The 17320-nt window shown below is 72.4% G+C and carries 12 protein-coding genes; 5 read left to right on the plus strand and 7 right to left on the minus strand.

Annotation, left to right across the window (positions count from 1 at the left end; all coding sequences use genetic code 11):
* Positions 1-125 precede the first annotated feature (125 nt).
* Positions 126-668 carry a GNAT family N-acetyltransferase gene (locus tag AB0M95_RS25720; protein WP_363769470.1) on the plus strand — a complete coding sequence of 181 codons (543 nt, stop codon included), beginning with the start codon at positions 126-128 and terminating at the stop codon, positions 666-668.
* A gap of 287 nt (positions 669-955) precedes the next feature.
* Positions 956-3808, plus strand: a complete 2853-nt coding sequence (locus tag AB0M95_RS25725; RefSeq protein WP_363769395.1) for a hypothetical protein — start codon at positions 956-958, stop codon at positions 3806-3808.
* Positions 3809-3845: 37 nt separating this feature from the next.
* Here the strand turns inward: AB0M95_RS25725 and AB0M95_RS25730 are convergent, their stop codons facing one another.
* From AB0M95_RS25730 to AB0M95_RS25750, 5 genes are all read right to left on the minus strand, one after another.
* A complete protein-coding gene (locus tag AB0M95_RS25730; RefSeq protein WP_363769397.1) occupies positions 3846-4223 on the minus strand; it encodes an ATP-binding protein in 378 nt (125 codons plus the stop codon).
* Positions 4224-4533: 310 nt separating this feature from the next.
* Positions 4534-6531, minus strand: a complete 1998-nt coding sequence (locus AB0M95_RS25735; protein WP_363769400.1) for a cytochrome c oxidase assembly protein — start codon at positions 6529-6531, stop codon at positions 4534-4536.
* Entirely contained in the window at positions 6528-7118 is a 591-nt protein-coding gene (locus AB0M95_RS25740) for a copper resistance CopC family protein (RefSeq protein WP_363769403.1), read from the minus strand. Before AB0M95_RS25740 ends, AB0M95_RS25735 begins: the two co-directional genes overlap by 4 nt.
* Positions 7119-7255: 137 nt before the next feature.
* Positions 7256-8548: a helix-turn-helix domain-containing protein gene (locus AB0M95_RS25745; RefSeq protein WP_363769406.1), complete on the minus strand. Its 1293-nt coding sequence runs from the start codon at positions 8546-8548 to the stop codon at positions 7256-7258.
* 196 nt (positions 8549-8744) lie between these two features.
* Complete coding sequence (locus AB0M95_RS25750) at positions 8745-10397, minus strand: PucR family transcriptional regulator ligand-binding domain-containing protein (protein WP_358513126.1); 1653 nt, start codon at positions 10395-10397, stop codon at positions 8745-8747.
* Positions 10398-10513: 116 nt separating this feature from the next.
* Here AB0M95_RS25750 and AB0M95_RS25755 point away from each other — a divergent pair, with 116 nt between their 5' ends.
* Positions 10514-12754, plus strand: a complete 2241-nt coding sequence (locus tag AB0M95_RS25755; protein WP_363769410.1) for a molybdopterin cofactor-binding domain-containing protein — start codon at positions 10514-10516, stop codon at positions 12752-12754.
* Positions 12755-12895: 141 nt separating this feature from the next.
* Here the strand turns inward: AB0M95_RS25755 and AB0M95_RS25760 are convergent, their stop codons facing one another.
* Positions 12896-14278 carry an excalibur calcium-binding domain-containing protein gene (locus AB0M95_RS25760; RefSeq protein WP_363769413.1) on the minus strand — a complete coding sequence of 461 codons (1383 nt, stop codon included), beginning with the start codon at positions 14276-14278 and terminating at the stop codon, positions 12896-12898.
* A gap of 345 nt (positions 14279-14623) precedes the next feature.
* On the opposite strand from AB0M95_RS25760, the gene ald reads away from it, so the two are divergent.
* Positions 14624-15739 (plus strand): alanine dehydrogenase, encoded by a 1116-nt coding sequence (gene ald, locus AB0M95_RS25765; RefSeq protein WP_363769416.1) that lies wholly within the window; start codon positions 14624-14626, stop codon positions 15737-15739.
* Between the two features lie 44 nt (positions 15740-15783).
* Here ald and AB0M95_RS25770 read toward each other — a convergent pair whose 3' ends face one another.
* Entirely contained in the window at positions 15784-16488 is a 705-nt protein-coding gene (locus AB0M95_RS25770) for a DUF3105 domain-containing protein (RefSeq protein WP_363769419.1), read from the minus strand.
* A 120-nt stretch (positions 16489-16608) separates the two neighbouring features.
* Between AB0M95_RS25770 and AB0M95_RS25775 the strand changes: the two genes are divergently transcribed.
* Entirely contained in the window at positions 16609-17244 is a 636-nt protein-coding gene (locus AB0M95_RS25775) for a DUF305 domain-containing protein (protein ID WP_363769422.1), read from the plus strand.
* The last annotated feature ends 76 nt before the right edge of the window (positions 17245-17320 follow it).

The following is a 17320-nucleotide window of genomic DNA, read 5'->3' on the forward strand; positions in this document are numbered from 1 at the left end:
CGTTTATGACTTCGGCGTCCGAAGGACGCCCCACGGCACGGGTGGCCTGGAGGTGAACGCTCCCCGCACGGGCGCGCGTCCCCCGCACCGGGCGGCCGGCGGGCATCGGGCCCGCACGCGGGCGGCTGTTCGGACGCCGCCGCGCCCGCCACAATGATCCGATGAGCATTCGCATGGCCACCGCGGACGAGCTTCCCCTCCTGCAGGACGTCGAACGCGCCGCCGGGCGACTCTTCCGCGAGATCGGCATGCCGTCGGTGGCCGACGACGAGCCGCTGTCCCTGGACGTGCTCGCCGGGTACCAGCGGGCCGGGCGGGCGTGGGTGACGGCCGACGACGCCGGCCGTCCGGTCGCCTACCTCATCGCGAAGCAGGTCGACGGCAACCTCCACCTGGCACAGGTCTCGGTGCACCCGGCCGCGGCGCGCCGCGGCCTCGGGCGGGCGCTCATCGACCACGCCGGCGCCCACGCCAAGGACGCGGGCCTGCCCGCGCTCACGCTGATCACCTTCGCCCGGGTCCCGTGGAACGCCCCCTACTACGAGCGCTGCGGCTTCTGGTCCCTGGACGACGCCGAGCTCACCCCGGGCCTGCGGGCGCTGCGCCGCGACGAGGCCGCGCGCGGGCTCGACCGGTGGCCGCGGGTGTGCATGCGCCGGGACCTTTGACGGCGTACACACTTTTCAGCCACCAATAACCCGTACTTTTGGTGATTTCAGGATTTACGCTGATTTAACACGACACACACCCGGGCCGGATAAGCCGCAACGCCTATCCGGCCACTCCCTTCTTCAGAGAAGTCCGATTCCCGGCCGCTTCGAACCCGGATGATCCGCCGATCGGCCACGCGCCGGACGCCCGCGCGACTTATGCTGGGGAGCGTAAGAAGCCGTTCACGGCCATTTTCCGACACCCCGAGAATCCCGATCCTTTCAGGGGACCATCGAGGAGATCCGTGACCTCAGCCCCCCTCTCCGTCCCGGAAGGACCGCGCTCCCCCGTGACCGCCCGCCCCGCGCAGGCGGACCCCGCCCACACGTCCCAGTCACGGCGCGAGGGCCTCCAGGAACTCCTGCGCGTCTTCGACCGGATCCGCGTGCGCCCCACCCGGCGCAGCGGCGACATCCCCCTGCCCGTTCTCCAGGTGACCGGTCCGTGGGAGGCGACCTCGGCGATCGCCGACACCCTCGAAGAGCGGTGCGCCGGCACGCCCTGCGCCGTCCTCAGCCCGCCCCAGGAACCCGCCGAGGGCCCGCCCGCGCCCGCGCCCCCGTACTCGGCGCTGGCGGCGGCGCTCTCCGAGGCCGCGAAGAACCTCGCCGAGCACGCCTCGCGCGGGGAGGCGCACCTGCGCTTCCCGTTGTTCGCGCAGGTCCAGTGGCTGCTCGGCCTGCACGTCACCGAAGAGGGCCACGAGCTGCGCGACGGCGTCAGGCGGGCGATGAACCAGCGGCGCCGGCAGATCGGCGCGGGCACCGAGCAGGAGCGCAGGGGTTTCTGGAAGAACGTCCGGGCCTACGCCGAGGGGCCGCTGCCCGCGTGGGCCGCCGCCACGGCGATCCTCAGCGCCGGGTGGGCCGACCAGCTCACCACCCTGTTCGGGCTGTGCGCGATCCTCGCCGGCCCGGTCATCGGCTCCTTCCACGTCCTGCTGCTGTCGCGCAACTGGGCCGGTCGCCGACGGTACATGTGGTTCCTGCGGCAGCCGTACCTCATGCCCGACAACCGGCGCAACCAGCCGCGCGACCTGACCGGCTTCGCCGTGCGCCTGCTGTCCGCCCGCGACGACGCCGCGCCGGCCGATGCGCGCCGGCCGAGGGAGTCCGCGCAGGCGAACGACGAGATCGAGCGCCTGCTGGTCAACGCGTTCCTCGAGGACCTGCGCCAGGGCTACGAGCGGCGGCTGTGGAAGGTCTGGCGGCGGGTCGCCTGGGCGCGCACGTCCTACCCGGTGATGCTGGTGATCGGCGGCGACGGCCGCCTGGTGGCGCGCGTCGAGGAGGTCCGCGCGGCCACGCGCCTGGCGGACCCGCTGCTGGTCGTCGTCACCGGCCCCGGCGACGCGGCGGGCGCGCCCCCCTCGGTCCCCGCCCGCCGCGTGAGCGTCCTGGCCGGGCGGCCCGACCGCGCCGAGGAGCTGTGGGCGCAGTGGGAGGCCGAGCTGGCCCGCGACCGCGCCCTCGGGTCGCACCGCGTCCTGCGGATCGACCTGGAGGCGGAGGACGAGCAGGCCATGGCCAAGGCCAACTCGGTCCCGCCGGAGGGGCGGCCGAGGCCCCTGCTCGCGCATCCGGCGATCCCGTGGCTGGTGGTGGCGGCACTGGTCACCGTGTCGCTGGTGCGCGTCCTCGCGACCGCGACGGCCACCTGCGGCCCGGGCATCTGGCGCGCGCCCTCGGGCGAGTGCGTGGGGGTGGACGACGGCGGCTTCGTCTTCGCGCCCCACCTCGCGCCCGTGCTCGGGCTCATCGACCGGCAGAACCACGCGATCCTGGCCTCCGGCCACCCGTACGCCACCGTGGTCTACCTCGGCAAGCTCACCACCTCGGGGCAGTCGCAGGCCGGGGCCTACGACCCGCTGACCGACATCAACGGCGAGCTGGCCGGCATCGCGCTGGCCCAGGGGCGGCTGATCGAGAACAACGCCGACGGCAGCCTGCTCCAGATGCGGGTGCTGCCGGCGAACGCGGGCGCCGACTTCCGGTACGCCGAGGACGTCGCCCGGGAGATCCTGCGCCGCGTCCGCGACGACCCCACGGTCATCGGCGTGATCGGGCTCGGCGAGAGCAGGAAGCAGGTCCACGCGGCGATCCAGGAGCTGGGCAGGCAGGCGCTGCCCGTGATCAGCACCACCGCCACCTTCGACGATCTCGGCATGCGTCAGGCGGAGGGCAGGTACGTCCCGTCGTTCTTCCCGCTGGCGCCGCCCAACATTCGGCTGGCCTCCGTGGCCGCCGGGTGGGCCCGCTCGGGGGTGCCCGAGCGGAAGGCGCCCCCGGCGAGGACGGCGAAGGTCTTCATCGACGCGACGCCCAGCGACCTGCTCGGCAAGGACCTCGGCGACAAGTTCATCGCCGCGTTCGGGAAGGGCGCCACGCCGGTCCGGTACGCCAGGGCCGCCGACCTGGAGAAGGGGATCACCGAGGTGTGCCAGGGCGTGGCGCAGCCGGACCTCGTCTACTACGCGGGCCGGACGGCGCAGTTCGGGGCCTTCGTCGACGCCATCGCCAAGTCGCAGTGCCACCAGCTCACGATCCTGGCCAACGACGACGTCACGCAGTACGTCAACGACCACGCGCCCGAACTGGGCGGCAACGACCGCGTGCGGGTCATGTACGTCGCGCTGGCGCCGCCGAGCACGAAGAAGGACGAGCGGGCCGTCTTCCCTCCGAACTACGGGACGGACTTCTACAAGCGGCTCGACGGCCTGATCCAGGATCTCGGCATGGCGAAGCTGGACAGGACGCGGCGCCCCTCGCCCGAGTACGCCGTGCAGGCGCAGGACGCGGCGGTGGCGCTCATGCGGGCCGCCCAGGAGGCGTACTCCGGGCAGGGCGCCCCCTCCGCCGAGGACGGCGGGCCGGGGAGGGTCGACCGGGGCGGGGTGCTGCTCGCGCTGGAGAACCTCGATGAGATCGACGGGGACAGCGGGCTGGTCAAGCTGCACGGCGCCCCCGACCGCCGGCACGCCAAGGACCGCCCGATCCTGCTGGTCGCCATCGACCCCGACGGCCGCCAGGTCGTGGTGCGCCAGTGCGGCAAGCTGTACGCGAAGCAGGTGTCCAACCCCGGCTGCCTGGAGCCGTGAAGGAGGGCTCGCCCTGGGCGCGGCCCCGCGTCCGGGATCAGATCCGGCCGCTGACGGTCGTGCCCTCGCCGACGACACTGTTGATCGTCAGCACGCCCCCCACCTGGCTGAAGCGCAGCTTCATCATGTCCATGCCGCGGCCCGTGCGCCCCGGGTGGAAGCCGATGCCGTTGTCGCTGACGGTGAGCCTGAGCCCGTTCCGGCTGACGGTCAGGGCGATGGAGACGGTGTGCGCGCCGCTGTGCCGCTCGACGTTGGTCAGGGCCTCGGTCACGACGGCGTAGACGGCGTCGGCCACCGGGCCCGTGACGCGGCCCTTGGGCATCGCCCAGACCTCGACGGTGATGCCGGTGCGTTCCGACCACTCCGTCAAGTAGTCCTCGATCGCCCGCGCCAGACTTCGCTTTCCGCGCATGCGCAACTCTTCGTACAAAGCCCCACCCTTCTGGCGCACCGCTCCGGCGAACGTGATCACGGTCCCCACCGCGCTGCCCTGTCCGCCTGCGGCGGGCGACGCTACCGACGCGTACTTGAAGAGCGGATGTACCTGAGTGAGATCGAGACGGGACATCCCCGGGCGAGGCGTCCGGCCGAAGCCCACCCACTGTCTCTATGCCCGAAACCCTCGCTGCCACGCTACCCGCAGGTAGGCCGTAACGCGCCGGGCAACCGCGGGGATGACCGCATTCACGGTGATACGGCCGGAAATGTAGCGCGGAGGGGCGTTAGTCCTGGCGGCTCTCGTCCATCTTGCTGAGCCTGGCCAGGTAGTCGTTGTAGGCGTCCAGCGCGACGTCGCCGCTGCCGCCGACCTTCCGCGCGCGCGCGTCGGCGCGGCGGTCGGCGCGCCTGGCCGAGCGGTCGTCGGCGCGGTACCACTGGAAGGCGATCGCGATCAGCACGATCAGCGTGGGGATCTCGCCGAAGGCCCAGGCGATGCCGCCGCCCGTGCTCTGGTCGGACAGCCCGCTCGCCCCCCACGTGCGGCCGAGCTGATCGTACCATTCGGCGGCGATCACCGTGCCCATGTTCATCAGCGCGATGCCGAAGAACGCGTGGAACGGCATGGTGACGAACAACAGCAGCAGCCGCCCGATGTGCGGCAGCCGGGTCGGCGCCGGGTCCACCCCGATGATCACCCAGAAGAACAGGCTTCCGCTGATCAGGAAGTGCAGGGTCATCGCGATGTGGCCGAGATGCTCCTCCATCGCGGAGGCGAACAGCGGCGTGAAGTACAGCGCGTAGGTCGAGACCACGAACAGCGCGGTGGCGACGGCCGGGTGCGTGACGACCTTCGTGACGCGGCTGTGCAGGATGACGGTGATCCACTCGCGCGGCCCGCGGTCGCCGCGCCGCGCGGCGGGCTTCAGCGCGCGCAGGGCCAGCGTGACCGGCGCGCCCAGCACCAGGAAGATCGGCACGAGCATCGACAGGACCATGTGCTCGCCCATGTGCACGCTGAACAGCACCGGCGCGTAGCGGGCGACGCCGCTCTGCGTGGCCAGCACCAGCAGCAGCACCCCCGCGCCCCAGCTGATCGTGCGTCCGAGCGGCCAGCGGTCCCCGCGGCGGGCCAGCCGCACGACGCCCCCGGCGTACAGGCCGGCCAAGACGGCGGCGACCACCGCGAAGAACAGGTCGAACCACCACAGCGTCACGAGGTTGGCGAGCGAGACGGGCGGCGGGATCAGATAGCCGAGCAGCTCGAAGGCGCGGTCGACGGGCAGGTCCAGCGGCGGCGGGGCGGTGCGCGACAGGGCCACGGCGAGGCCGACCGCCACCAGCATGATCAGGCCCTCGACCCCGGCCATCCGGGTGAACGCGCCGGGCCGGCCCGCCGCCAGCTCGGGCAGCGTGCGGCGGCGGTGCCACCAGCCGATCACCCCGAGACCGGCGAAGGCGGCGGCCTTGGCCAGGATGATCAGGCCGTAGGAGGTGGTGAACAGCTCGCCGACGGAGGTCATGCGCGCCAGGGCGCTGAACACGCCCGACAGGCCGGTCCCGGCGAAGCACCACAGCGCCATGCGCGAGAAGCGCCGGGCGGCGAGGTCGAGGTGGGGCTGCCCGCGCACGGCGTGGACGCACAGCAGCAGGAGCCCGCCCACCCACAGCGACAGCACCACCAGGTGCAGCGCGACGCCGGTCGTGGCCAGGCTGTGGTTGGGCGCGGAGGAGGAGTGGCCGGTCAGCGCGGGGGGCATCAGCGTGGCCAGCGCCAGGACCAGCAGCCCTCCCGACGCGCCCGCGGTGATCGCCCCGCGTGAGAACAGCGCGACGGCGGCGCCGAACAGCACCACCAGCGTGAGCGAGATGCCCTGCGGCACCTGGCTGGCGTAGCTGGTCAGCTCGTTGCCGCCGAGCACCTCGGTGACGGGGCTGCCGAGCGTCTCCGACAGGCTGAAGACCAGGGACGACGCGGCGGCCAGCGCCCAGACCAGCGCCGTCCACGCCACGGCCCTGACGTAGGCCTGGGCGGGTTTGCCGAGCAGGCCCTTGTCGTTCGGCAGGAAGACGGTCGCCATGAGCAGCAGGCCGACGGTCAGCACGCCGGCGACGTCCATGGTCAGCTTGGACAGGGGCAGCGCCCAGCGGGTGAGCGTCCCCTCGTCGGGGAGGCCAGGGATGATGCGGGGGGTGGCCGCGCCGCCCGCGACCATGGCGACGACCAGTCCGGCGAGCGCGGCGCCGGCTCCGGCCAGGGCGAGGCGGAGGCGCCCGCTCACGGCTTCTTCCGCAGGCTGATCATCGTGCCGATGCCGATGCCCGCGACGCCGAAGACGGCGATCCACACCCAGGCGGGGATGCCGCCCGAGCCCGTGTCCCCCTGTTCGGCCACCGGGGTCGGGGTGAACGGCGGCGGCGTGGGGTCCGGGGCGGCGGAGCTGTCGGAGGGGGACGGCGAGGTCGCCGACGGCGTGGGAGTGGGCGAGGGCGTGCTCGCGGCGGGTGCCTTGACGGTGAAGGGGATCTCACCCTCGATCGGGTGACCGTCCTCGGAGACCACGCGCCAGGCGATCGTGTACTCGCCCGAGGGCGGCGTGCCGGTCAGCTTCTGCGTGACCTTCGGGCCGTCGAGCTCCGGCTTGCCGTCCTGATAGGCGTGACCGGCCGCGTCGCGCACGAGCACGACGGGGAACTTCACGCTCTCGGTGAAGGTCAGCGTCACCTTGTCGAGGGTCTCGACGGTGGCGCCCTTCTTGGGGTCGCTGCTCTTCAGGGCCGTGTGGGCCAACGCCGGGGACGCCACGGCGGTGCCCAGCACGACGGCGGCGACGAACGCGAGCAGGGCCGCGAGCGGAGAAGTCCTCATAATGCCCTCAAGGCTACTCAGGCACCGGCGCGGTCCCTACCGCAACTCACCCTTATCCAGGGCCGCGGCGCCTCGGATCGCGGGCGGGCGACGGGATGCCGCCCGCCCGCGACGGGAAGATCAACGCCGGACGAGGGTCAGAGGCCGGCGCCGGCCAGGGCCCGGTGGTAGGCGGTGACGCTGGCCTCGTCCTCGTGGAGGTCGCCCAGCACCCGGGCGACGGTGGCCCAGCCCGCCGCGGTCTTGCGCGAGGCGGGCACGCGCTGAAGCAGTTCCTCGGCCGCCGCGAGCTCGGCGGCGGCCTCGTCCTGCTTGGAGGCCAGGAGGAGGGCGTTGGCCAGCATGAGCCTGGTCTCGGCGCGCAGCGCGGCGGTGCGGTCGTCCAGCCGGTCCACGCCCCGGCGGGCGTACTCGACGGCCTTCTCCGGGTGGCCGAGCATGATCTCGGCCTTGGCCAGGTCGAGGTCACAGCGGGCGAGGTCGACGGTGCTGGCGGAGGTCTCGGCCAGCTCGCTGTGCGCCCGCAGCAGCACGTCGCGGCTCGCCTCGGCCTCACCGGGGCGGACCCGCAGCCGCAGGATCGCCGACTCGGTCCGCACGCGGGCGAGATTGCGGGGCTCACCGTTCTCGGACTGGACCGCCAGGGCGCGCTCGATCAGTTGCAGCGCCTCCTCGCCGTGCCCGGTGTGCTCGGCGACGATGGCGGCGTTCCAGCAGGCGGCGACGGTGGCCCGGGGGCTGCCGAGCATCTCGGCCGCCGCGACCAGCTCGGCGGCGAACTGCCGGGCGCGCATCAGGTCGCCTCGGACGATGTAGGCCAGCAGCAGGGTCGCGCCGAGCTCCACCAGGCCGTCGTTCCACGCGGGCCGCCTCGGCCCGAGCAGGGCCTCCTCGCCGACACGCACGGCGTCCCCGAGCCTGCCGCGCTCGCGGTGGCACCGGGACAGGGCCAGCACGACGGCGACCGAGCGCTCGTCTGCGACCGCGTCGTCGCCGGAATCGCGCAGCCTCGACAGGACGTCGATCGCCTCGTCCAGGTCGCCGCACGCCTCCACGGCGAGGGCGTAGCCGTACTCGGCCTGCTGCCGCATCGCCGGCAGCCCGGCGAGGCTGCCGTTCTCCAGCAGCTCGGCGTACCGCCTGCGGGCCTCGGCGACCTCACCGTTGACCAGGGCCATCTCGGCGTACCTCAGGCTGAGCTCGAGATCGTGCATCTGCTCCGCGGTGACACCGTTGACCAGGTAGGTCAGAGAACAGTCGAGTTTGACCGCCAGGAGTTCCAGCACGGCGGACGTCGGCGTTCGCTTCCCGCTCTCGATCAGTGATACATAGCTGTCAGAGAGTTCGGGGTGTGCCAGTTGCGCCTGCGAAAGACCGCGTTGGCGGCGAACCGTCTTGATTCGCTGACCTATGAGATCTTGACTGGTCACTGGCACTCCTTGAAGATGTAAGCCCCGACAACCGCCACGAACGGGAGTTCTTCATGCGTCGCCGCCGCCGCTTCGCCGTATCAGCCGCCATCGTATGTTTCTTAGCGATGCTTGGCCTTGCCGCTAATGCTACGACTTCAGAAGCTTCCACGTCAGCCTCCAGGGCGAGCGACATCGGTTGCTGCTGATTTGTAACTCAACGGGCACGTAGCGCGAGAAAAAGATCCACTCTGTCCGCCATCGATGACAGGTCCCGTCCCGTAAGTTCCTCGACCCGGTGGATGCGGTACCGCACCGTGTTGACATGCACGTGCAGTCGTGTGGCGCATCCGTTCCACGATCCGGCGCAGTCGAGGAACACACCCAAGGTACGGACCAACTCCGACTGGTGACGCCGGTCGTACTCGAAGAGCGGTTCCAAGATCCGATCCGCGAACGATCGCCGCACATCGTCGGGGACGGTGGCCAGCAAGAGAGCGTGAGTGTAGATCTCATCGCTGGTCACCACCCCTCCACCCCGCGCCTCAGCAAGGCGTCTCGCGTGGCCCGCCTCTTCGGCGCCACCGCGGACGGCTCCGGGACCGTTCAGAACGGCGCTCACGCCGATCGAGACCCGCATCCGCGGGACGGCCTGGAGCGCCGCCACCCCGTTCCTCAGCAGGCCCAGAATCGCGTGCACACTACGGTGCACATGCGGTCGGCCTTGCACTTGCACGGTACTACGCACTCGCGCTTCTGTCCCGGGTCCGGGGCCCTCCTCTTTGGATCTTTTCTCCGCCTCCTCCGCTCTCCCGTATCGCCCCTCGCCGTCCGGCGCCGGGAACGCGCGCAGGGGGACGAGCGCGACCGCGCCGTCCGCGCCCACGGCGGCCACCACTCTGCGCTCCAGAAGCTCCTCGACCACCTGCCCGCCGAGCGCCGCCGGGTCGGGCCCGTCCGTGGCGCCGGGCCGGACCGCCGTCGCCGTGACCATGACGTACGGCTCCACGGCGTCGACTCCGCAGGTGCGCAGGCGCGCGGCCAGCTCCGCGGGGTCCGGGGCGGCCGACGAGGCGAGGCCGATGAGCTGCTCGGCGAGCCGCCGCTCCACCCGGCGGCCCTCCTCCGTCCGGCCGCGCGCGAGCGCCACGCACGCCGCCAGCTCGAACCCCATGTCCGCCTGGCCGGTCAGGTCGGACTCGAAGACCAGCGCCCAGCCGGCCGCCCGGTGCGCGCGGTCCACCGCGAACACCGTGAACGTCCCCTCCGGCGTGCGCGCGACGTGCGGCAACCGGGGCGCGGTGAGGTACTCGCGGGCCAGGCGCGCCGCGAGACCGGCGCCGAGCCGGCCCGCGACGACCGCGCCCGCAGCCGAGACGACCGCGCCGCTGACGCCGAGCTCCTGCGCGGTCAGCGCGAACAGCTCGTCCAGGCCGGTGCCCTCGGCGACGGCGGCGACGATGCGCCGGTGACGGCCGAGCGCGCCGCGCGGGTCGGCGGCCACACCGGCGCCGGCCTGCGCCTTCTCGGCGAGCGTGTGGAACGACGTCTCCTCGGGGACGTCCAGCAGGGGAAGGTCGTGCTCGCGGCACGCCTCCACCAGATCGCCGGGCACCGTGCCGAGCAGCGCCCGCCCGGCGGCGAGCGCGGCGACGCCCGCGTCGGCGAGTGCCTTGACGAAACGGCGGGAGTCGGCCGGATCGCGCCGCCAGATGAGCCCGGTCAGCACCAGCTCCCCGCCGGACAGGTAGCGCCCGGGGTCGGGCAGGTCGGTGATGTGCACCCCGGCGAACCCCCGGTCCAGGTGCCCGGCGTCCGACAGCAAGGTCAGGCGGAGCTCCTCCATCGCCACCAGCTCACGTATCAGCACAGTTCCAGGCTAACCGGGCCGATTTAGACGAACCTACAAGCGGCCCGGCTGGCCGGCCCGGGCGTTTCGCGCCGGTGTCCATAGGCCCACCACGAGGCGGCTGATGTACTGCTTTTGTGACCCACACCGCGAGCAGCCGCAGCCAGGAGCAGGGGGTGGGGGCGAGCGCGTCCCGGCCTGACGGCACGCTGAAGGTGACCGGGGAATTCGCCTACTCGTCCGACCTGTACCTGGCGGACATGCTGTGGGGCGCCACGCTGCGCAGCCCGCACCCCTCGGCGTGGATCCGCGCCGTCGACATCGGCGCGGCGCTCGCGATGCCGGGCGTCCACGCCGTGCTCACCCACGAGGACGTGCCGGGCCGGAAGTTCTACGGCCTGGAGCACAAGGACACGCCCGTGCTGGCCATCGACCAGGTCCGCTACCAGGGCGAACCCGTGGCGATCGTCGCCGCCGACCATCCGGAGACGGCGCGGCGCGCGGCGGCGGCCATCCGGGTGGAGTACGAGACGCGCGAGGCGGTCACCGACGCGCGGCGCGCGCTGTTCGACCCGGCGAGCCCGAACGTGCAGCCCGGCGGCAACCTCGTGCGCCACCAGCCCGTCCGGGTGGGCCGGATCCCCGAGGCGGGGACGCCCGGGGCCGCCGAGGTCCTGGTGACCGGGGAGTACGAGGTCGGCATGCAGGACCAGGCGTTCCTCGGCCCGGAGTCCGGCCTCGCCGTGCCCGCCGAGGACGGCGGCGTCGACCTATATATAGCGACACAGTGGCTGCACGTGGACCAGGACCAGATCTCCCCGTGCCTGGACATCCCCAAGGACCGGGTGCGCCTGTACCTCGCCGGGGTGGGCGGCGCGTTCGGCGCCCGCGAGGACCTGTCGATGCAGGTCCACGCCGCGCTGCTGGCCCTGCGCACGGGCCGCCCGGTGAAGATGGTGTACGGCCGCGAGGAGTCGTTCTTCGGCCACGTCCACCGGCACCCCGCGCGGATGCGCTACGAGCACGGCGCCACCCGCGACGGCAGGCTGGTCCACGTCAGGGCCGAGATCATCCTGGACGGAGGGGCGTACTGCTCCTCCTCCCCCGCCGTCGTCGGCAACGCCGCCTCGCTGGGCGTCGGCCCGTACGAGGTCCCCAACATCGAGATCGACGCCTACGGCGCGTACACCAACAACCCGCCGTGCGGCGCGATGCGCGGGTTCGGGGCGGTGCAGGCCTGCTACGCGTACGAGTCGCAGATGGACCGGCTGGCCGAGGCGTGCGGGATCGACCCGGTGGAGATCCGCGTGCGCAACGCCGTCTCCCAGGGGTCTCGGCTGGCGACCGGCCAGGTCATCGACTCCCCCGCGCCGCTGGCGGACATGCTGCGCGAACTGGCCGCGATGCCGCTGCCCGCCGCGGAGCCCTCGTCCGACCTGCGGTCGCTGCCGGGCGGGGTGGCGCAGACGACGCACGGCGAGGGGGTGCGCCGGGGCGTCGGGTACGGGGTGGGCATCAAGAACATCTGCTTCTCCGAGGGCTTCGACGACTACTCGACGGCCCGGGTGAGGCTCGAACTGCTCGGCGGCGCGCTGCACGTGCAGGTGCACACCGCGGCCGCAGAAGTCGGTCAGGGGCTGGTCACGCTCCAGGCGCAGATCGCCCGCACGGAACTCGGGGTCGAGCGGGTGACCGTGGCCCCGGCCGACACCTCCGTCGGCTCGGCGGGCTCCTCCTCGGCGTCCCGGCAGTCGTACGTGACCGGCGGCGCGGTCAAGACCGCCTGCGAGGCGGTGCGTGAGCGCCTGGACAAGCTGCGCGCCGAGCACGCCGGACGGACGCTCGAAGATCTGGTCGAGCGGTTCGGGCCCATCGAGGAGACCCGCGAGTACCGCCACCGGCCGACCTACCCCATGCACCCGGTCACCGGGCAGGGCGACTCCCACACCCAGCTCGCGCTGTGCGTGCACCGGGCCGTGGTGGACGTCGACGTCGAGCTCGGGCTGGTCAAGGTGGTCGAACTTGCCGCCGTCCAGGACGTCGGGAAGATCCTCAACCCGGTGGCGTTGGAGGGGCAGATCCACGGCGGCTCGGCCCAGGGGCTCGGGCTCGCGCTCATGGAGGAGATCCAGGTGCGCGACGGGCGGGTGCTCAACCCGTCGTTCACCGACTATCTGATCCCGACGATCCTCGACATGCCGCCCATGAGGCTGTCGATCCTGGAGAACCCCGACCCCTCCGCGCCGTACGGGCTGCGCGGTGCGGGCGAGCCGCCGACGCTGTCCTCGACCCCCGCGATCGTCGCCGCCGTGCGCGCCGCCACCGGCCTCCCCCTGGCCAGGATCCCGCTGCGCCCGCAGGACATCGCGCTCACGTGACATGCCCGCGAGCGCGGGACGCGGTGCCTATGGCCGCGCCTTCGGCACGGCGGGTTCGGGGCGCACTTCAGGCGGTGTTCTTCCGTCGTCACTCGGAAGGGCTCGTCCCTCCTCCAGAACACCGCCGCGCCCCGAACAGGATCAGGTGATGTCGCCGCGCTCGCAGGCGTAGCCGTCGTGGTCGCCGTCGACGTACCAGTCGTACTCGACGTGGACGCCCTTGGTGTAGGGGCCGTACCCGGCGGCGTTGGCCTGCTTGCAGTCGGGGAAGCGCGGGTCGGGCGTGCGGTGGGCGGACACCCCGGTCGGGCGGGGGGCCGGTGTGGACGACGGCGAGCCCTGCGCGGAGGGGCCGCCCTGCGCGACCGGGGCGCCGGTGCTCCCCGGCGGGACGAGCGGGCCGTTGCCGGTGGACCCGTCGCCGGTGGCGGGCGGCGTGGCCGCGCCGGTGGCGGGCCCGGTGGGGGTGCCCGTCGTCGGCTGGCCGGTCGGCGCGCCCGGCGACTGGCCGGTCGTGGGCAGGCCCGTCGTCGGCTGGCCCGTCTGGACGCCGGTGGCCGGGTCGCAGGTCGCGGTGCCGCCAGGCTCGGCAGTGGAGCCGGGCGGCGTGCCGGTGTCCCCGATCAGCGGCCCCTGGCCGATGCCCCCCGGAGGCGGGGTCTGACCTGTGCCGCCGGACGGGAGAGTACCCGCCTGGCCCATGGTCCCGGAGTCCGTCGGGAGGGTGCCCGTGCCGGGCGGGCAGGTCGAGAGCGCCCCGGACGGAGTGATCGACGCGGCGGGGGCGCCGAGCAGGCGGGCCACCATCGCGTCGGCGGCCTCCTTGGTGAGGCCGGAGATGCTGAAACTGTCGGCGGTGAGCGCCTGGGCGACCCTCGGCGCCGTCACGACGCGGTCGCCCACCACGACGGCGAGCAACTGGTTGAGCGAGTCCTCGGTGAGGGAGGCGAGCCTGCTGCGGCTCTCGGGCGAGGGGACGACGCGGACCGAATAGCCGCCGTCCGCGTCGGCGACCGCCTCGACCTTCGCCACGGAGGTGATCGTGACGCCGGGGGCGACCTGGTAGCAGGTCGTGCCCGTGTCGTCGAGCACGGCCTCGGCGCCCGGGCACGGCGCGGGGCGGGTGCCGGTCACCGGGGCGAAGTGGATCGTGGTGGCCAGGCGGCGGGGCGGCGGGGCGCCCAGGGGACGGTCGGGCGTGCGGGTCATGAGCACGGCGATCGTGCCCACGACCCCGGTGACGATGATCACCACGACCAGCCCGGCCAGCAGGGCGATGGTGGTCGACCGCGAGGCGCGCGGCGGACCCGGCGGACCGGCCGGAGGACCGCCCGCGGCCGCGGGATCGCCCGGCGCGGCGGGGCCGCCCGGGCCCTCGGGCGGGACGTCCCCGCCCGGTGGCCCCTCGCCGGAACCGCCCGGGACCTCGCCGGAGGCCGGCGGAGGCTCGCCGAAGGGCATGCCGGAGGACTCCGGCGGCTCCCCCGGGCGACCATCGTGATCGTCCGCCGGATGGTTACGCATCCTCACCCCTGTGCCTGACATCGCAGGGCCGAGCCTATCGAGGCTCCAGGGTTCCGGCTAACCGCCCCACAGCGCTTTCACAGGCTGGTCCTAGGCTGAAGATAACCTGACAATTTGCCACGTACCTGGGCTGATTGATTTCAACCTGCCCCATGGCCGGCGCCCAGCGTGGCACACAAAGTAAAAGAGGGCCGGCCCCCGGCACGGATCACACCCCTCGGACGGATCACCACCGGAACCGGAACCCGTACCCGCGGGCGCTCCGCCACGGCCCCCGGCGAAGCCGGCGACGCGCACGAAGCCACGAGGAAGCACACCACCGGCGAGCAGGGTCAAGGAGGACTCATGAAAGTCGGCATTCCCCGAGAGGTCAAGGAGCAGGAGCACCGGGTGGCGATCACCCCCGCGGGGGTGAACGAGTTCGCCCGGCACGGCCACCAGGTGTTCGTCGAGCGTGGCGCGGGCGAGGGCTCGGCCATCCACGACGAGGACTACCGCACCGCCGGCGCGACGATCCTGGACACCGCCGAGGACGTCTGGCGCGAAGGCGATCTCATCCTGAAGGTGAAGGAGCCCATCGCCTCGGAGTACGGCCTGCTGCGCGAGGGGCAGGTACTGTTCACCTACCTGCACCTCGCCGCGTCACGGAAGCTGACCCTCGCCCTGATGGAGTCCGGGGTGACCGGCATCGCGTACGAGACCGTGCAGCTCGGCAACGGCGCGCTGCCGCTGCTGGCCCCCATGTCCGAGGTCGCCGGGCGCCTCGCCCCGCAGGTGGGCGCCTACCACCTGATGCGGCAGGGCGGCGGCAGAGGGGTGCTCATGGGCGGGGTGCCGGGCGTCTACCCGGCCAAGGTGGTCGTGCTCGGCGCGGGCGTGACCGGGCTGAACGCCGCGACCATCGCGCTCGGCATGCAGGCCGAGGTGCTGCTGCTGGACAGGAACATCGAGCGGCTGCGCCAGGTGGACACGATCTACCGGGGGCACCTGCGGACCGTCGCGTCCAACGCCTACGAGATCGAGCGGGCCGTCCTGGACGCCGACCTCGTCATCGGGGCGGTGCTGGTCCCCGGCGCCCGGGCGCCGAAGCTCGTCACCAACGAGCTGGTCTCGCGGATGAAGGAAGGCGCCGTGCTGGTGGACATCTCGATCGACCAGGGCGGCTGCTTCGAGGACTCCCGTCCCACCACCCACGCCGATCCGACCTACCGGGTGCACAACACGGTCTTCTACTGCGTGGCGAACATGCCGGGCGCGGTCCCGGCGACCTCGACGTACGCGCTGACCAACGTCACCCTGCCCTACGCCCTGGCGATCGCCGACGAGGGCTGGCGGGACGCCCTGCGCGGCGACACGGCGCTCGGGCTCGGGCTGAACACGCACGCGGGCGTCCTGACCAGCCCGCCCGTCGGCGAGGCCCACGGCCTGGAGGCCGTGGAGCCCGCCACGGTACTGCGCTGACCTGCGCCCGGCCCGGCCTTCAACGGGCCGGGCCGGGCGGGGTCTCAGGAGCTCGGCGACGCCTTGGGCATCTCGGTGGCGCTGGGCGCGCCGCTCGGAGCCGCGCTCGGCGAGGTGGCCGGGATCGGGCTCTGCGCGGCCGTCTGGTCGGTGCTGCCGTTGCCCGTGCAGGTCGCGCCGTACTCGGGCGTCTCGGTCGGGTTCTGCTTGTACTTGGCGATGTACCTCGCCAGGCGGGGGTCGTCGACGCCCGTGAGCTCGAGCTGGTGGTTCCAGGAACTGGCGACCACGGGCGCCTTCAGGCCCGGGTACGGGCTGAGCAGGAGGTAGTCGGTGGTGACGAGGGCCTTGAGCTTGTCGACGTCGGCCTTGGGAAGGTCCGGCCGGTAGGTGATCCACACCGAGCCGTGCTCCATGGAGTGGACACCGTTCTCGTTGTTGATCGGCTCGTCGTAGACGCCACACTGCTGCCAGACGGGGTTGTGCTCCCCTCCGACCGGCGGCTTCTCCTTGTAGTCGACCTTGATCAGCGTGTGCTGGGAGCCCTTGTAGGCGAACGACTTCACCCCGTCCAGCGAACTGGCCGCGCGCTCCTGGATCACGTAGAACCCGACGATGCCGACCAGCAGGATGATGACGAAGGCCCCCGCTCCCCACACGAGCATCGCCGTGCGCCGCTCTTTGCTCTTCTGCGCGGCACGCAGCTTGGCGAGTTGCTCCCGCCGCGCCTGCGTCTTCTCCTTGGTCATCAGTCCTCCAACTGCTGGTCAAGACCCTGACTGCTCAAGCCCCGATACTTATGTGGAGGATAGTGGGTAGGTAATAACGTTTGCGTCTAACGACCGGGACATTCACTCATCTGGCTGGAAATGGCAACCACACGAACGCGCTTGATCCTCGTCGCCCTGATCTCCTGCCTGGCCACGGCCGCGGTGACGCTTCTCGTCAACGGCAGCTCGGGACCGCCCGGGGACGCCTCCCCCGAGGCGGGCTTCTCCCGTGACATGGGCGTCCACCACGCCCAAGCGGTCGAGATGAGCTTCGCCGTCCGCGACGCGAGCACCGACCCCGCCATCCGCGGCCTCTCGTACGACATCATCACCACGCAGACGGCGCAGCGTGGGGTCTTCATGGGCTGGCTCCAGCAGTGGGGCCTGAACCAGGCGACCACCCGGCCGGAGATGGCATGGATGGCCGGGCACGGGCACGGCACCGCCGCGGCGGCCCGAGCCCCCGGCACGATGCCCGGCATGGCCTCGGACGAGGAGATGAAACGGCTCCAGGCAGCCAAGGGCAAGGCCGCCGAGATCCTCTTCCTGCAGCTCATGATCCGCCATCACGAGGGCGGCGTGCAGATGGCGCGGGGCGTGCTGTCCCTGACGAACCGCCCCGAGGTGCGGACGATGGCCCAGCACATCGTCGACACCCAGGACAGCGAGATCGCCTACATGACCGAACTACTCCAAGCCCGCGACGCCAAGCCCTACCCCTCGATCCTCAAATGACCCGTCCACCCCGAACACTCCGTGCCGAAGGCGCGGCCATATGCCTGTTCGGGGCGCGGCGGTGTTCTGGAAGAGG

The organism is Sphaerisporangium sp. NPDC051017, from assembly GCF_040683095.1.
Taxonomy (GTDB): Bacteria; Actinomycetota; Actinomycetes; order Streptosporangiales; family Streptosporangiaceae; genus Sphaerisporangium.